Annotated in this window: 21 protein-coding genes; 6 read left to right on the top strand and 15 right to left on the bottom strand. The window is 53.8% G+C overall.

Annotated features, from left to right (window positions below):
- Positions 1–225 precede the first annotated feature (225 nt).
- A complete protein-coding gene (locus tag ABLV04_RS07910) occupies positions 226–780 on the top strand; it encodes a gamma carbonic anhydrase family protein (RefSeq protein WP_044524944.1) in 555 nt (184 codons plus the stop codon).
- On the opposite strand, the gene ABLV04_RS07905 is transcribed toward ABLV04_RS07910, so the two are convergent.
- Genes ABLV04_RS07905 through dprA form a run of 6 tightly spaced genes read right to left on the bottom strand, consistent with a single transcriptional unit; the run spans position 756 to position 4,547 of the window.
- On the bottom strand, positions 756–1,013 hold the full coding sequence (locus ABLV04_RS07905) for a DUF1488 domain-containing protein (protein ID WP_044524932.1): 258 nt from the start codon (positions 1,011–1,013) through the stop codon (positions 756–758). The two genes, ABLV04_RS07910 and ABLV04_RS07905, sit on opposite strands and share 25 nt — an antisense overlap.
- Positions 1,010–1,828: a shikimate dehydrogenase gene (gene aroE / locus ABLV04_RS07900; RefSeq protein WP_147734209.1), complete on the bottom strand. Its 819-nt coding sequence runs from the start codon at positions 1,826–1,828 to the stop codon at positions 1,010–1,012. Before aroE ends, ABLV04_RS07905 begins: the two co-directional genes overlap by 4 nt.
- Before the next feature lie 3 nt (positions 1,829–1,831).
- Positions 1,832–2,404, bottom strand: a complete 573-nt coding sequence (gene tsaC, locus ABLV04_RS07895) for an L-threonylcarbamoyladenylate synthase type 1 TsaC (RefSeq protein WP_004206805.1) — start codon at positions 2,402–2,404, stop codon at positions 1,832–1,834.
- A gap of 4 nt (positions 2,405–2,408) precedes the next feature.
- Positions 2,409–2,951 (bottom strand): type I DNA topoisomerase, encoded by a 543-nt coding sequence (locus tag ABLV04_RS07890; protein ID WP_023291168.1) that lies wholly within the window; start codon positions 2,949–2,951, stop codon positions 2,409–2,411.
- Positions 2,952–2,977: 26 nt separating this feature from the next.
- On the bottom strand, positions 2,978–3,451 hold the full coding sequence (gene smg / locus ABLV04_RS07885) for a DUF494 family protein Smg (protein WP_002919137.1): 474 nt from the start codon (positions 3,449–3,451) through the stop codon (positions 2,978–2,980).
- Positions 3,423–4,547, bottom strand: coding sequence for a DNA-protecting protein DprA (dprA, locus tag ABLV04_RS07880; RefSeq protein ID WP_147734208.1), 1,125 nt, complete (start codon positions 4,545–4,547; stop codon positions 3,423–3,425). Before dprA ends, smg begins: the two co-directional genes overlap by 29 nt.
- 128 nt (positions 4,548–4,675) lie before the next feature.
- On the opposite strand from dprA, the gene def reads away from it, so the two are divergent.
- From def to mscL, 5 genes are all read left to right on the top strand, one after another.
- Positions 4,676–5,185 (top strand): peptide deformylase, encoded by a 510-nt coding sequence (gene def, locus ABLV04_RS07875; protein ID WP_004206802.1) that lies wholly within the window; start codon positions 4,676–4,678, stop codon positions 5,183–5,185.
- 14 nt (positions 5,186–5,199) lie between these two features.
- The gene (gene fmt / locus ABLV04_RS07870) at positions 5,200–6,147 is read left to right on the top strand and encodes a methionyl-tRNA formyltransferase (protein ID WP_017900611.1); all 948 of its coding nucleotides are present in this window, start codon (positions 5,200–5,202) and stop codon (positions 6,145–6,147) included.
- A 52-nt stretch (positions 6,148–6,199) separates the two neighbouring features.
- Positions 6,200–7,495: a 16S rRNA (cytosine(967)-C(5))-methyltransferase RsmB gene (rsmB, locus tag ABLV04_RS07865; RefSeq protein WP_023291170.1), complete on the top strand. Its 1,296-nt coding sequence runs from the start codon at positions 6,200–6,202 to the stop codon at positions 7,493–7,495.
- 13 nt (positions 7,496–7,508) lie between these two features.
- Entirely contained in the window at positions 7,509–8,885 is a 1,377-nt protein-coding gene (gene trkA / locus ABLV04_RS07860) for a Trk system potassium transporter TrkA (protein ID WP_002919153.1), read from the top strand.
- Positions 8,886–9,024: 139 nt separating this feature from the next.
- Positions 9,025–9,438: a large-conductance mechanosensitive channel protein MscL gene (mscL, locus tag ABLV04_RS07855; RefSeq protein ID WP_004145325.1), complete on the top strand. Its 414-nt coding sequence runs from the start codon at positions 9,025–9,027 to the stop codon at positions 9,436–9,438.
- Here mscL and ABLV04_RS07850 read toward each other — a convergent pair.
- From ABLV04_RS07850 to rpmJ, 9 genes are all read right to left on the bottom strand, one after another.
- Positions 9,374–9,652, bottom strand: coding sequence for a ribosome alternative rescue factor ArfA (locus tag ABLV04_RS07850; protein WP_023291171.1), 279 nt, complete (start codon positions 9,650–9,652; stop codon positions 9,374–9,376). The genes mscL and ABLV04_RS07850 overlap by 65 nt on opposite strands.
- A 57-nt stretch (positions 9,653–9,709) precedes the next feature.
- Positions 9,710–10,135, bottom strand: a complete 426-nt coding sequence (gene zntR, locus ABLV04_RS07845; protein WP_023291172.1) for a Zn(2+)-responsive transcriptional regulator — start codon at positions 10,133–10,135, stop codon at positions 9,710–9,712.
- Positions 10,136–10,137: 2 nt separating this feature from the next.
- Complete coding sequence (locus ABLV04_RS07840) at positions 10,138–10,506, bottom strand: DUF1992 domain-containing protein (RefSeq protein WP_032454201.1); 369 nt, start codon at positions 10,504–10,506, stop codon at positions 10,138–10,140.
- Between the two features lie 108 nt (positions 10,507–10,614).
- Positions 10,615–11,001: a 50S ribosomal protein L17 gene (gene rplQ / locus ABLV04_RS07835; RefSeq protein ID WP_002919206.1), complete on the bottom strand. Its 387-nt coding sequence runs from the start codon at positions 10,999–11,001 to the stop codon at positions 10,615–10,617.
- Positions 11,002–11,041: 40 nt separating this feature from the next.
- Complete coding sequence (gene rpoA, locus ABLV04_RS07830; RefSeq protein ID WP_002919219.1) at positions 11,042–12,031, bottom strand: DNA-directed RNA polymerase subunit alpha; 990 nt, start codon at positions 12,029–12,031, stop codon at positions 11,042–11,044.
- Positions 12,032–12,056: 25 nt separating this feature from the next.
- Positions 12,057–12,677 (bottom strand): 30S ribosomal protein S4, encoded by a 621-nt coding sequence (rpsD, locus tag ABLV04_RS07825; RefSeq protein ID WP_002919224.1) that lies wholly within the window; start codon positions 12,675–12,677, stop codon positions 12,057–12,059.
- Positions 12,678–12,710: 33 nt separating this feature from the next.
- Entirely contained in the window at positions 12,711–13,100 is a 390-nt protein-coding gene (gene rpsK / locus ABLV04_RS07820) for a 30S ribosomal protein S11 (protein ID WP_002919257.1), read from the bottom strand.
- Positions 13,101–13,116: 16 nt separating this feature from the next.
- Positions 13,117–13,473 (bottom strand): 30S ribosomal protein S13, encoded by a 357-nt coding sequence (rpsM, locus tag ABLV04_RS07815; RefSeq protein WP_002919259.1) that lies wholly within the window; start codon positions 13,471–13,473, stop codon positions 13,117–13,119.
- A gap of 146 nt (positions 13,474–13,619) precedes the next feature.
- Entirely contained in the window at positions 13,620–13,736 is a 117-nt protein-coding gene (gene rpmJ / locus ABLV04_RS07810; RefSeq protein ID WP_000868187.1) for a 50S ribosomal protein L36, read from the bottom strand.
- Positions 13,737–13,756: the final 20 nt, after the last annotated feature.

Here is a 13,756-nt window from a genome sequence, read left to right as displayed (position 1 = left end):
CTGTTTGTGTGAAGTGATTCACATCTGCCGTGTCAGTGGGAGCGCATTATAGGGATCCCATTTTTTTGCACAAGCCTTTTTTCGATCTTTTTTTCTGAATGGTGATTTTTCACCCTTTTCGCCGTGTAATTGCGCGATTTGCTCAATTTTCACCGTTTTCAGGGGTTGCAGAGCGAGATAAAAGCCACCAAAGTCTTCTTACGCTCCCGTATTTTTGAGGTCAACATGTCTGCTCACCTGCGTCCCTATAAAACATTTTTCCCGCAAATCGGTCTTCGCGTCATGATTGACGCATCCAGCGTCGTCATCGGTGATGTCAGAATTGCCGATGACGTCAGCGTCTGGCCTCTGGTCGCCATTCGCGGCGACGTCAATTTCGTGTCGATAGGTCAACGTAGCAATATTCAGGACGGCAGCGTTCTACACGTGACCCATAGATCCTCTTACAAGCCTGAGGGAAATCCACTGATCATTGGAGAGGATGTGACGGTTGGTCACAAAGTGATGCTGCACGGCTGCACTATCGGCAACCGCGTGCTGGTTGGTATGGGTTCGATCTTGTTAGATGGTGTCGTGGTTGGTGATGACGTCATGATTGGCGCGGGAAGTCTGGTGCCGCAGAATAAACAGCTTGAAAGCGGCTTCCTTTACTTTGGCAATCCGGTCAAACAGATCCGCCCCCTGACAGAGGCGGAGCGGGAAGGCCTAAAATATTCAGCAAATAACTATGTGAAATGGAAAGATGAATATCTGGATCAGGAGAGCCAGACCCAACCCTGAGCATCCTCCTGATTATCGCGGATCAATGCCTCAGCCTCTTCCTCAAGATCCCAACGATGTTCCCGGAATGCGGCCAGCCACTGCGCTGGCCCCTCTGCGCCAAAACGCTGCTGCAGGATCTGCCCTGAAATTACGCAGGTTAATTGCATCCCATTCACCAGCGCGGGAAAAACCACGCCCTGCCGTTCAGCATCCCATAATTCCCGATCGGGAAACTGAATCGCCTGATTCATGCATTCAGTTCCTGTTGCAGCTTTTCTATAACCGGGGTGATAGCCGGCAGGACGCCGTGCCATAGCAGAAAGGCATGGGCGGCTTGCGCCACCAGCATTCCCAGCCCGTCAGCGCAGTGGGTTGCGCCATGCTGCTGGCACCACTGAAGAAATGGCGTCGCCCCTTTCTGGTAAAACATGTCATAGCAATACACGTCGGGGTTAACAACAGACGCCGGGATAGCCGGCACATCACCCTCTATCCCACTGGATGTTGCATTGACGATCAGATCGAAAGTTTCCCCAGCTAAGGTATCCATTTCCCGGGCGCTGACGCTGCCGGTATGGGCGAAGAGCGTGGCTAACTCATGGGCACGAGCATAGGTGCGATTGACGATCGTCACAGCGCACCCCAGCGACAGCAGCGGCAGCAGTACCCCACGCGATGCGCCACCGGCACCGATAAGCAGGATCCGCTGGCGTGGCTTAATGAATCCCAGACGCTCCAGATCGCTCAGAAGACCAATACCATCCGTGTTGTCGCCCAGCAAACGCCCATCTTCCAGACATTTCAGGGTATTCACCGCTCCCGCCAGCGCAGCGCGTTCTGTCAGTTCATCCGCGCGCGCAAAGGCTTCTTCTTTGAAAGGAACGGTAACGTTGGCGCCCTTTCCTCCTTCCGCAAAAAACTGATTCAGAGAAGAGACAAAATCGTCCAGCGGCGCCAGCACACGTCCATAAGGATGGGTAATCCCTAACTGGCGGGCAAAAAGGTGGTGAATAGAAGGCGACTTGCTGTGCGCAATCGGATTACCAAAAACAGCGTAGGTTTCCATGATTCACCCCTGGCGGAACAGTTCACCCGTCAGGGCATCACGTATTTCAGATGGATTTTGACGTCCGCCCGTAGCGCCATCCACGACCGGGAAGCTGTCACCAAACTGAGCACGGACCTCTGCGGTAGTGCGGCAAGGCGGTTGACCGGTGAGATTGGCGCTCGTCGAGACCAGCGGTTTTCCGTAGGCTTCGCACAATTCAATCACCAGCGGATGGTTGGTTACGCGTACGGCCAACGAATCAAAACGACCCGTCAGCCAGCGTGGCGTTTCAGGACGAGCCGGGAATACAAACGTCACCGGTCCTGGCCAGCAGGAAAAGATTGCTGCCCGCTGCGAGTCACTTAACCGAGAATCATCAATATAGGGCTTCAGCTGCTCAAAGCTAGCGGCGATAAGGATCAATCCCTTCTCAACAGGACGCTGCTTCAGCTCCAGCAGACGCATAACGGCCGTTTCGCTGTCAGGGTCGCAGCCGACGCCAAAAACAGCTTCCGTGGGATAGGCGATGACATGTTCATTATTCAGGACCGCCACGGCATGGGCGACGGCTTCTGAGGGCAGGTTATTGTTCACTGATTTATTCCGCCGGGATCGGCTTTCCACATTGTTTACTGGCACAGAAGCGTCTGAGCCCCTGCGCCGTCTTCTTTTCTATTAACAGCGGGTAATGGCATTCAGGGCATTCGCCCGCCACCGGTTTAAAATTGATAACGAACTGGCAATCAGGATAGCGATCGCAGGAGTGAAAGGTTTTACCGAAACGGGAACGACGCTGGACCAGATGGCCTTGTCCGCACTGCGGGCAAGCAATAGCCGTCTCATCTGGTTTATCAATTAGCTCGGTATGTTCGCATTCCGGATAGCGGCTACAGCCAATGAACATCCCAAAACGCCCCTGGCGTAGCACCATAACCGCGCCGCACGATGGGCATGCTTGCCCCTCCAGCACCTTAACGACATGCCCGTCCGCCTGACTTTTCAGGGGACGGATATAGTCACAGTCCGGATAATGCGAACAGCCGAGAAACGGGCCATGTTTCCCGGAACGGATCACCAGTTCAGCCCCGCACTGCGGGCAGGGCTCATTTTTACGCACCGAAAACAGTGCTGATTTGGTCATAACAACTCGATGTTGCTGCAAAAAGATTAATGCAGCATACCTTCATTTACTTCGAAGAGTAATTCTTCCATTTGCTGATAGGCGTTTTCACAGCCCGGAATATTGAACAGTACCATCAGGATGACCCATTTCAGGTCCTCCAGCTCAAATTCTGCCGTATCCAGCGCCAGTACGCGCTCTATCACCATTTCTCGCGTTTCGAGGTTCAACACCTGAATCTGCTCGAGGAAGAGTAAAAATCCCCGGCAACTGGCATCCAGACGCTGGCACTCCTCTTCGGTATATACCCGAAGCGACAGTGGGTCGGAAGCGAGCTGCATGGGTTCAACGAGACCTTCCTGATAATCAGCCAGTTTCTCGAGCCACATTAACGCGTTATAGATATCTTCCCGCTCAAAACCTGCGTCGGTAAGATCCCGCGTCAGTTTGTCCTGATCCACGCGCATTTCTGCTTCGCTATGGATGTAAGTTTCAAACAAATACATGAGTACGTCGAACATGGCTTGCCCTCCTTAATCGGACATAGCCGCCGGGTACAGCTGCGATCCAGCCTGCTAACTCCAGTTCAAGTAGCTGAGCTACGGTTACTGGCACAGATTGGCCGGCACGTTCAGCGACAACGTCAACAGGTGTTACCTCATCTCCTACGTTAGCCAGGAGCTCCGGAAATGGCAATGCTACAGACGGCTGATCGGCGCAATTATTTATCGAATCAGACGTATCAGTTAGCCAGGTCAGCTCGTTGTGCCAGTATTCCACAATATCCTCTGGCGAGGTCACCGGCACCGCGCCTTGCTTAATTAACCAGTGTGGGCCTTCCGATCCCGGATTGCCTATCGGCCCAGGCAGGGCAAACACATCCCTTCCCTGCTCCAGAGCACAGCGGACGGTAACCAGCGAGCCGCTTCGCAATGCCGCCTCAACCACCAACACGCCCAGGCTCAGGCCGCTGATAATCCGGTTGCGCCTGGGGAAATGCGCGGGAAGCGGCGGCGTTATTAGTGGAAATTCAGACACCAGCGCACCGCCATTATCGATGATCTGCTGGGCGAGGCTTGCATGGCGCCGCGGATAAACCTTACCCAGTCCGTTGCCCAGTACCGCGATGGTTTTGCCCTCGGCCGAGAGCGCGCCGCGATGCGCTACGCCATCAATGCCTAACGCCAGCCCACTGGTGATAGTCATTCCTTTACGCGCCAACGTTTCGCTGAACAGCTTCCCCCAGCGAGCGCCATACCAGGAATGCAAGCGACTACCAATAACGGCAAGCTGCGCGCTGTGAAGCAGAGCGGGATCGCCGCTGACCAACAACGCACCGGGGTAATCAGCGATGGCCCTTAGCCGAAACGGAAAGCGCGGATCGTCGGCCCGCAACAGATGATGTTCCGGGTGCTCCAGCCAGCGCCGCGTCTCGTCAAGCTCACGCCCGTCCAGCCGAAAAAATGACGTTGCTTGCGCCGCGGACATCCCGACAGCACGCAGCGCTTCACGATCAACGCTGGCGGCTGCGCATAAGCGCTGTGCGATCTCCAGCATTCTGTCGCCATACAAGTTACTGACCTTCATCAGCCGCAGCCAAATCTCGTCGGGCGTCATCCTTACCCCCTGCCATAAGCGGTATTGACAATCTTTGCGATTGGACAGTGAGACTGTCAATTGCAGGGTGTTTTGTCTAGAATAGAGCTAATAATCTTATCAACTCCTGAATACGACTCTGGAACTTTATGGCAGTTTTGCAAGTGTTACATATTCCGGACGAGCGCCTTCGCAAAGTCGCCGAGCCGGTCAAAGAAGTGAATGCGGAAATTCAGCGTATCGTCGATGATATGTTCGACACCATGTACGCTGAGGAGGGCATTGGTCTGGCCGCGACCCAGGTCGATATCCATCAGCGCATTATCGTTATTGATGTGTCGGAAAATCGTGAAGAGCAGCTGGTGTTAATCAACCCGGAGCTGCTGGAAAAAGATGGCGAAACGGGCATCGAAGAAGGCTGCCTGTCGATTCCGGAACAGCGCGCCCTGGTGCCGCGTGCGGAAAAAGTGAAGATCCGAGCGCTGGATCGCGACGGTAAGCCATTTGAACTGGAGGCCGATGGCCTGCTGGCTATCTGCATTCAGCATGAGATGGATCATCTGGTCGGCAAACTGTTTATTGATTATCTGTCACCGCTCAAACAACAGCGCATTCGTCAGAAGGTTGAGAAACTGGATCGTTTACGTTCCCGTGCCTGATAACAAGGAATACCGTGTCACAATCACTACGTATCATTTTCGCCGGCACCCCCGATTTTGCAGCGCGTCATCTTGACGCGCTGTTGTCGTCTGAACATCAGGTTGTTGGCGTATTCACACAGCCAGACCGTCCTGCTGGCCGCGGCAAAAAATTGATGCCGAGCCCGGTAAAGGTGCTGGCTGAAGCCCATAACTTACCTGTATTCCAGCCATCTTCCCTGCGTCCGCAGGACAACCAACAATTAGTCGCCGATCTCGGCGCCGATATCATGGTGGTGGTGGCGTACGGTTTGATTCTCCCGAAAGCGGTGCTGGAGATGCCCCGTCTGGGCTGCATCAACGTTCACGGCTCCCTGCTACCGCGTTGGCGTGGCGCAGCGCCGATCCAGCGTTCGCTGTGGGCCGGGGATAGCGAAACAGGCGTAACCATCATGCAGATGGACGTCGGCCTTGATACGGGTGATATGCTGTATAAGCTTTCCTGCCCCATTACCGCAGAGGATACCAGCGGCAGCCTGTACGATAAGCTGGCCGAGCTCGGCCCTCAAGGTCTGCTGGCAACTTTAGCCCAGCTGGCCAACGGCACCGCACAGCCTGAAGTACAGGATGAATCGCTGGTGTGCCACGCCGAGAAGCTGAGTAAAGAAGAAGCTCGCATCGACTGGTCGCTTTCTGCCGCACAGCTGGAGCGCTGCATCCGCGCCTTTAATCCGTGGCCAATGAGTTGGCTGGAAATTGACGGGCAGCCGCTAAAAGTGTGGCGGGCATCGGTCATTGCCGAAGCTGCGCATGCCGAACCGGGTACTATCGTGGCAGCAACCAAACAGGGTATCCAGGTCGCCACGGGCGATGGGATCCTCAGTCTGGAGTCGCTACAGCCTGCGGGTAAAAAAGCGATGAGCGCCCAGGATTTACTCAATTCCCGCCGGGAGTGGTTTACTCCTGGCACCCGTCTCGCCTGACGGTCGTCTCTTCTGAAGCCCGGGTTCGCCGGGCATTTTTATTTTTGCGCTTATGAAAAAGAATATAAATTTACGCAGCCTGGCCGCCCAGGCTATCGAGCAAGTCGTTGAAAAAGGTCAGTCTTTAAGCAACGTCCTGCCCCCTCTACAGCAAAAAGTCAGCGATAAAGACAAAGCGCTGCTGCAGGAGCTGTGTTTTGGCGTACTGCGTACGCTCAGCCAGCTGGAGTGGCTTATCAGCAAGCTGATGGCGCGTCCGATGACCGGCAAACAGCGCACCGTGCACTTTCTGATTATGGTTGGGCTCTATCAGTTACTCTACACCCGCATCCCTCCGCACGCCGCGCTGGCTGAAACGGTAGAAGGCGCGGTGGCGATTAAGCGCCCGCAGCTTAAAGGGCTGATCAATGGGGTGTTACGCCAGTTTCAGCGCCAGCAGGAAGAGCTACTGGCAGAATTCGCCGGGCAGGAAAACCGCTACCTTCATCCCAAATGGCTGCTGAAGCGTCTGCAGCAGGCCTGGCCGCAACAATGGCAGGAGATCGTCGATGCGAACAACCAGCGCCCGCCGATGTGGTTGCGCGTTAACCGCAACCATCATTCCCGAGACGAATGGCTTGCTCTGCTTAAAGAGGCCGGCTTAGAGGGCTTCACCCACCCTGACTATCCCGACGCCGTGCGTCTGGCCACCCCTGCCCCGGTCCATGCGTTGCCGGGTTTTGCCGAAGGATGGGTAACCGTTCAGGATGCCTCGGCCCAGGGCTGCATGCGCTATCTGCAGCCGGAAAACGGCGAGCGCATTCTCGATCTCTGCGCCGCGCCGGGCGGCAAGACGACGCATATTCTGGAAGTCGCTCCCCAGGCTGAGGTCATGGCGGTGGACATTGATGAACAGCGTCTTTCCCGCGTCTATGACAACCTGAAACGGCTGGGCATGAAAGCCGAAGTCAAACAGGGCGATGGTCGCTTCCCTGAGCAGTGGTGTGGCAGCGAGCAGTTCGATCGTATTCTGCTGGATGCCCCCTGTTCCGCCACCGGCGTTATCCGCCGCCACCCGGATATCAAATGGCTGCGCCGGGATCGGGATATCGGCGATTTAGCCCAGCTGCAGGCCGAGATCCTCAATGCCATCTGGGGGCATCTGAAGCCAGGCGGCACGTTGGTTTACGCTACCTGTTCTATTCTGCCGGAAGAGAATAGTCAGCAAATTGCCGCGTTCCTCGCGCGGACCCCGGATGCAGAGCTTCACGCAACCGGTACGCCGGCAAGCCCGGGACAGCAAAATCTGCCGGGTGCGGAAGAAGGCGATGGCTTCTTTTACGCTAAGCTAATCAAACGTCGGAACTAATGGATCACTGCAGATGAAGATTATTATTCTGGGCGCCGGCCAGGTCGGCGGCACGCTGGCGGAGAACCTCGTCGGCGAGAACAATGATATTACGCTGGTTGATACCAATGGCGACCGTCTGCGCAGCCTGCAGGATAAGTTCGACCTGCGTGTCGTCCAGGGGCACGGTTCTCACCCCCGCGTACTGCGCGAGGCAGGAGCCGATGATGCCGATATGCTGGTGGCGGTCACCAGTTCGGATGAAACCAACATGGTGGCCTGTCAGGTCGCCTATTCATTATTCAATACGCCAAACCGTATAGCCCGTATTCGTGCGCCTGATTACGTCCGCGATGCGGAAAAGCTCTTCAATTCTGAAGCTGTGCCCATCGATCACTTAATCGCTCCGGAACAGCTGGTCATCGACAATATTCATCGCCTGATAGAATATCCCGGCGCGCTGCAGGTCGTGAACTTCGCCGAAGGTAAAGTCAGCCTCGCCGTGGTGAAAGCCTATTACGGTGGTCCGCTGGTGGGGAATGCGTTGTCCACCATGCGCGAGCATATGCCGCATATCGATACGCGCGTGGCCGCCATTTTCCGCCACGATCGCCCCATCCGCCCACAGGGTTCGACGATTGTCGAGGCCGGCGATGAAGTCTTCTTTATTGCCGCCTCGCAGCATATTCGCGCGGTCATGAGCGAACTCCAGCGTCTGGAGAAACCTTACAAACGCATCATGTTGGTCGGCGGCGGCAATATTGGCGCGGGCCTGGCCCATAAGCTGGAAAAAGACTACAGCGTTAAGCTTATCGAGCGCAATCAGCAGCGAGCCGCTGAGCTGGCTGAAAAACTGCAGCATACTATCGTCTTCTACGGTGATGCATCGGATCAGGAGCTGCTGGCCGAAGAGCATATTGACCAGGTGGACCTGTTTATTGCCGTCACTAACGATGACGAAGCAAACATCATGTCTGCGATGCTGGCCAAGCGAATGGGGGCCAAAAAAGTCATGGTGCTGATCCAGCGCAGAGCCTATGTGGATCTGGTTCAGGGTAGCGTCATTGATATCGCGATATCGCCTCAGCAGGCCACGATTTCCGCCCTCCTCAGCCATGTCCGTAAAGCCGATATTGTCGGCGTCTCCTCCCTGCGCCGCGGCGTTGCGGAAGCGATCGAAGCAGTGGCACACGGCGATGAGAGCACCTCGCGGGTAGTCGGGCGGTCGATCGATGAGATCAAACTTCCGCCGGGCACGATCATCGGCGCCGTCGTGCGCGGGAATGACGTGATGATCGCCAATAATAATCTGCGGATCGAACAGGGCGATCATGTGATCATGTTTTTGACTGATAAAAAGTTTATTTCCGATGTAGAAAGGCTGTTCCAGCCAAGCCCCTTCTTCCTGTAATTCCCAGGGCGTCGAACAGGCGCCTTTTATTATCCCTTGTTTTTCAAAGGTTAATATTTTCCTGTAACGCTCTACGGGGAATGGCAAATGAAAATACATTTGTTAAACTTACAACGTCAGCTGGCTCAAGGAGAATAAAATGAGTTTTTTAAAAGAGTTTCGCGAATTCGCGATGCGCGGGAACGTTGTCGATTTGGCAGTGGGTGTGATCATCGGTGCAGCATTTGGTAAAATTGTTTCGTCACTGGTCGCGGATATTATTATGCCGCCGCTCGGCCTGTTGATTGGCGGGATCGATTTTAAACAGTTTGCCGTCACGCTGCGCGATGCCCAGGGTGATGTACCGGCAGTGGTGATGCACTACGGGGTGTTTATTCAGAACGTTTTCGATTTCATCATCGTCGCATTTGCCATTTTCATGGCGATTAAACTGATGAATAAGTTAAATCGTAAGAAAGAAGAGGCTCCGGCGGCACCGCCAGCGCCCTCTAAAGAAGAAGTCCTGCTGAGCGAAATTCGCGATCTGCTGAAAGAACAAAACAACCGTTCTTAATCAGCAGTGAAAGCAGAAGGCCAGTGGTAAAAAAGCGGTTCGCTTGCTTGCCACTGGCCTCCCGGTCATTCCTTGCTGCATGTTTATCTTTACGTTGATAGCTTCCTTTCCCTTTCTTGTTCTTCTCTACGCGCTGCCTGAATAATGGATCGTGGAGAAGTGCCTCAATGGCGTTATCTTTAATTTGTCCTTTGGTATGCTGATAGCGACTCATAGTAACTCCAGTGGATGTGTGAATTCCGCGCGAGTGTAGATCCGCGCGCACAAAAAATCAACGCCCGGTATTGCCGTTGCTGGCGCCTTGCTCAAGGGCCTCGAGGATCGAACAGTAAACGCTGCTGTGAGCTGTGCCGCAGCAGGCATCATTGAGCCGTTGCAGAGAGCGACGCATCGTTTGTAGCTCGTTGATCCGCGCCTCAACTTCGCTTAATCGCGCCTGAACGATCCCTTTCGACTCCTGACAGGTGTGATGCTCCGGATCGATACGGATCGACAATAATTCGCGGATCGCTTCCAGAGTAAAGCCCAGCTGACGGGCATAGCGAATAAAGCGCAAACGCTGAAGATCGTTATCCGAGTAAAGACGAAATCCCCCCTCAGTGCGCACATCATGATCCATCATTTGCTGTTTTTCATAATAACGGATGGTATCTGGCGTCACATCAGCCAGTTTTGCCAGCTCACCAATACGATACATATTCACTCCTGATTAATTTTGTGCAGCAACGCATCGGCGTACTCACCGCGTAAAAAGTCGGTGTTCAGTCCTGCCTGACGCAGCTTAAGCTCGAGCAGAGCAAGGCGCTTGCTGAGTTCGGCATGCCGCGGGTCGTCCTGACGGACCCCCTTAAGCAAGTCTGCCAGAGCCACCGCTTCTTTGCGCTGCTCCAGCTCCGGGGGAAGACACCCTGCATTCTTCAGAAGGCGATAGCCTGCCCGCAGCTCGGCCGGTACATGCGAATCGTCATCGAGCGTTAGCGGCACGCCGCTACCGGGTAAATTATCGAACTCGCCTTTGGTTTGGGCATCGAGGATATGGCGTTCTGCCCACTGATCCAGTAACCACATTCTACGGCTCCGGGGGATGAACAAAAAGAGTACAGATATTGTAGTGAAGTGGGGATGGGGTAGATATAAAAAAACCCGCCGGGGCGGGTTTTTTTACGTTACTACAGATTACTCTGCAGCAGCTTCTGCTTTCGGCTCAGCACGATCAACCAGCTCGATGTATGCCATCGGCGCGTTGTCGCCTGCACGGAAGCCACACTTCAGAATGCGAGTGTAACCACCGGCGCGGCTCGCGAAACGCGGGCCCAGCTCGTTAAACAGTTTTGCCACGATCTCGTTATCACGAGTACGGGCGAATGCCAGACGACGATTAGCAACGCTATCAGTCTTGGCAAGAGTAATCAGCGGCTCAACTACGCGACGCAGTTCTTTCGCTTTCGGCAGGGTCGTCTTGATGATTTCATGACGAACCAGCGAACCTGCCATGTTACGGAACATAGCCTGGCGATGGCTGCTGTTGCGGTTCAGTTGACGACCACTCTTACGATGGCGCATGACCTTATCCTTCTCAGTAAAACCTTAACCTGTGATCCGGTTACTCGTCAGCAATGCTTGCTGGTGGCCAGTTTTCCAGGCGCATGCCCAGAGACAGTCCACGGGAAGCCAGCACGTCTTTAATCTCAGTAAGAGATTTTTTACCCAGGTTCGGCGTTTTCAGCAACTCAACCTCGGTACGCTGTACCAGATCACCGATATAGTGGATAGCTTCTGCCTTGAGGCAGTTAGCAGAGCGGACAGTCAATTCCAGATCGTCAACAGGGCGCAGCAGGATCGGATCGAATTCTGGTTTCTCTTCTTTCACTTCTGGCTGACGTACATCACGTAAGTCAACAAAAGCTTCCAGTTGTTCAGCCAGGATGGTTGCCGCACGACGAATCGCCTCTTCAGGATCGATTGTGCCGTTGGTTTCCATTTCGATGACCAGCTTGTCCAGGTCGGTACGCTGTTCTACACGCGCAGCTTCAACATTGTAGGCAATACGCTCTACAGGGCTGTAGCAGGCGTCGACCAGCAGACGGCCGATTGGGCGCTCATCTTCTTCCGAATGAATTCGGGCAGAAGCCGGCACATAACCGCGACCGCGCTGAACTTTGATACGCATGCTGATAGCAGCGTTCTCATCAGTCAGGTGGCAAATCACGTGCTGCGGCTTGACGATTTCGACATCACCGTCGTGGGTAATGTCGGCTGCGGTCACAGGGCCAATGCCAGATTTATTCAAAGTAAGGATGACTTCATCTTTACCCTGAACTCTCACCGCCAGCCCTTTCAGGTTGAGCAGGATTTCAAGGATGTCTTCCTGAACGCCTTCTTTGGTGCTGTACTCGTGCAGTACACCATCAATCTCAACCTCGGTCACCGCGCAACCCGGCATCGATGAGAGCAGAATACGGCGCAGTGCGTTACCCAGAGTATGGCCGAAGCCACGCTCTAAAGGCTCAAGGGTCACCTTGGCGTGCGTCGAACTCACTTGCTCGATATCGACCAGGCGCGGTTTTAGAAACTCTGTCACAGAACCCTGCATTGTGTCCTCTCTTTGGTACTAAGCTTTACTTGGAGTAAAGCTCGACGATCAGGTGTTCGTTAATGTCCGCAGACAGATCAGAACGCTCCGGCTGACGCTTGAACGTACCTTCCATCTTGCCAGCATCAACTTCCAGCCAGGTTGGCTTTTCACGCTGCTCAGCCAGCTCCAGAGCGGCTTTCACGCGAGATTGCTTTTTCGCTTTCTCACGAATGCTGACAACGTCATTCGCTTTAACCTGATAAGAAGCGATGTTAACAACACGACCGTTTACCATAATCGCTTTGTGGCTAACCAGCTGGCGTGCTTCAGCACGAGTGGCGCCGAAGCCCATACGGTATACAACGTTGTCCAGACGACCTTCCAGCAGAGCCAACAGGTTTTCACCGGTGTTGCCTTTCAGACGTGCTGCTTCTTTATAGTAGTTACGGAACTGACGCTCCAGCACACCGTACATACGGCGAACTTTTTGCTTTTCACGCAACTGCACACCATAGTCAGACAGACGCGGCTTACGCGCACCGTGCTGGCCAGGAGCTTGTTCAATTTTACACTTGGTATCGATCGCGCGAACGCCAGACTTAAGGAATAAGTCGGTGCCCTCACGACGGCTCAGCTTGAGCTTAGGACCCAAATATCTTGCCATTTTCTTTCTCCAACTAACCTGGAAAACGCAGCGTTATACGCGACGTTTTTTCGGCGGACGACAACCGTTATGAGGGATCGGAGTCACATCAGTAATATTAGTGATGCGGAAACCAGCGGCGTTCAGTGCACGAATGGTAGATTCGCGACCCGGACCCGGACCTTTGACCATAACTTCCAGATTCTTGATGCCGTATTCTTTTACGGCTTCTGCGCAACGCTCTGCTGCAACCTGAGCTGCGAACGGAGTGGATTTGCGAGAACCACGGAAACCGGAACCACCGGCTGTTGCCCAACCCAGTGCGTTACCCTGACGATCAGTAATGGTAACGATGGTGTTGTTAAAAGAAGCATGGATATGAGCCACGCCGTCAGAGACTTGTTTTCTTACACGCTTACGTGCACGAATTGGTGCCTTTGCCATTATTCAATCACCCCGATTATTTCTTGATCGGTTTACGCGGACCCTTACGGGTACGTGCGTTGGTCTTGGTACGCTGACCGCGAACCGGGAGACCACGACGATGACGCAAACCACGGTAGCAACCAAGGTCCATCAGACGCTTGATGCTCAGGGTGATTTCACGGCGCAGATCACCTTCAACGACAAATTTACCTACTGCTTCACGCAGAATATCAATTTGTTCTTCAGACAGCTCACTGATCTTAACATTTTCAGCGATGCCCGTTTCAGCGCAGATGGCTTTAGAACGGGTTTTGCCGATACCGAAAATAGCGGTTAAAGCGATTACGGTATGTTTGTGATCAGGAATGTTAATGCCTGCTATACGGGCCACTATGCACTCCTACTATTTAATATGTACGCACCATGCTGAAAAGCCCGTTTTCAGGATACTCAAATGGAAACGTACAGACATACAAAAGATTGGCTGGCTAATCTAGCCAGCTCAATCCAACTTTGCAAGAAAAATATGCGAAAAAATCAGCCTTGGCGCTGTTTATGCTTCGGCTCGGCACTGCAAATCACACGGATGACGCCATCACGCTTAACGATTTTGCAGTTACGGCATAATTTCTTGACGGAAGCACGAACTTTCATTTTTACTCTCCGTAACTTCT

It is taken from the genome of Klebsiella sp. JN_Kp127 (assembly GCF_040062505.1).
Classification (GTDB): Bacteria; Pseudomonadota; Gammaproteobacteria; order Enterobacterales; family Enterobacteriaceae; genus Klebsiella; species Klebsiella quasipneumoniae.
Note: the sequence above shows the minus strand (reverse complement) of the source record. Positions and strands in the feature narration are given on the sequence as shown.

What these genes read in the sequence shown, in the direction of transcription:
- ABLV04_RS07910 (WP_044524944.1), top strand. Translation starts at nt 226, where the DNA reads ATGTCTGCTCACCTGCGTCCCTATAAAACATTTTTCCCGCAAATCGGT.
- ABLV04_RS07890 (WP_023291168.1), bottom strand. Translation starts at nt 2,951, where the DNA reads ATGACCAAATCAGCACTGTTTTCGGTGCGTAAAAATGAGCCCTGCCCG.
- rpoA (WP_002919219.1), bottom strand. Translation starts at nt 12,031, where the DNA reads ATGCAGGGTTCTGTGACAGAGTTTCTAAAACCGCGCCTGGTCGATATC.
- smg (WP_002919137.1), bottom strand. Translation starts at nt 3,451, where the DNA reads ATGTTCGACGTACTCATGTATTTGTTTGAAACTTACATCCATAGCGAA.
- mscL (WP_004145325.1), top strand. Translation starts at nt 9,025, where the DNA reads ATGAGTTTTTTAAAAGAGTTTCGCGAATTCGCGATGCGCGGGAACGTT.
- ABLV04_RS07905 (WP_044524932.1), bottom strand. Translation starts at nt 1,013, where the DNA reads ATGAATCAGGCGATTCAGTTTCCCGATCGGGAATTATGGGATGCTGAA.
- rpsD (WP_002919224.1), bottom strand. Translation starts at nt 12,677, where the DNA reads ATGGCAAGATATTTGGGTCCTAAGCTCAAGCTGAGCCGTCGTGAGGGC.
- rsmB (WP_023291170.1), top strand. Translation starts at nt 6,200, where the DNA reads ATGAAAAAGAATATAAATTTACGCAGCCTGGCCGCCCAGGCTATCGAG.
- ABLV04_RS07850 (WP_023291171.1), bottom strand. Translation starts at nt 9,652, where the DNA reads ATGAGTCGCTATCAGCATACCAAAGGACAAATTAAAGATAACGCCATT.
- rpmJ (WP_000868187.1), bottom strand. Translation starts at nt 13,736, where the DNA reads ATGAAAGTTCGTGCTTCCGTCAAGAAATTATGCCGTAACTGCAAAATC.
- zntR (WP_023291172.1), bottom strand. Translation starts at nt 10,135, where the DNA reads ATGTATCGTATTGGTGAGCTGGCAAAACTGGCTGATGTGACGCCAGAT.
- rpsK (WP_002919257.1), bottom strand. Translation starts at nt 13,100, where the DNA reads ATGGCAAAGGCACCAATTCGTGCACGTAAGCGTGTAAGAAAACAAGTC.
- aroE (WP_147734209.1), bottom strand. Translation starts at nt 1,828, where the DNA reads ATGGAAACCTACGCTGTTTTTGGTAATCCGATTGCGCACAGCAAGTCG.
- dprA (WP_147734208.1), bottom strand. Translation starts at nt 4,547, where the DNA reads ATGACGCCCGACGAGATTTGGCTGCGGCTGATGAAGGTCAGTAACTTG.
- def (WP_004206802.1), top strand. Translation starts at nt 4,676, where the DNA reads ATGGCAGTTTTGCAAGTGTTACATATTCCGGACGAGCGCCTTCGCAAA.
- ABLV04_RS07840 (WP_032454201.1), bottom strand. Translation starts at nt 10,506, where the DNA reads ATGTGGTTACTGGATCAGTGGGCAGAACGCCATATCCTCGATGCCCAA.
- trkA (WP_002919153.1), top strand. Translation starts at nt 7,509, where the DNA reads ATGAAGATTATTATTCTGGGCGCCGGCCAGGTCGGCGGCACGCTGGCG.
- rplQ (WP_002919206.1), bottom strand. Translation starts at nt 11,001, where the DNA reads ATGCGCCATCGTAAGAGTGGTCGTCAACTGAACCGCAACAGCAGCCAT.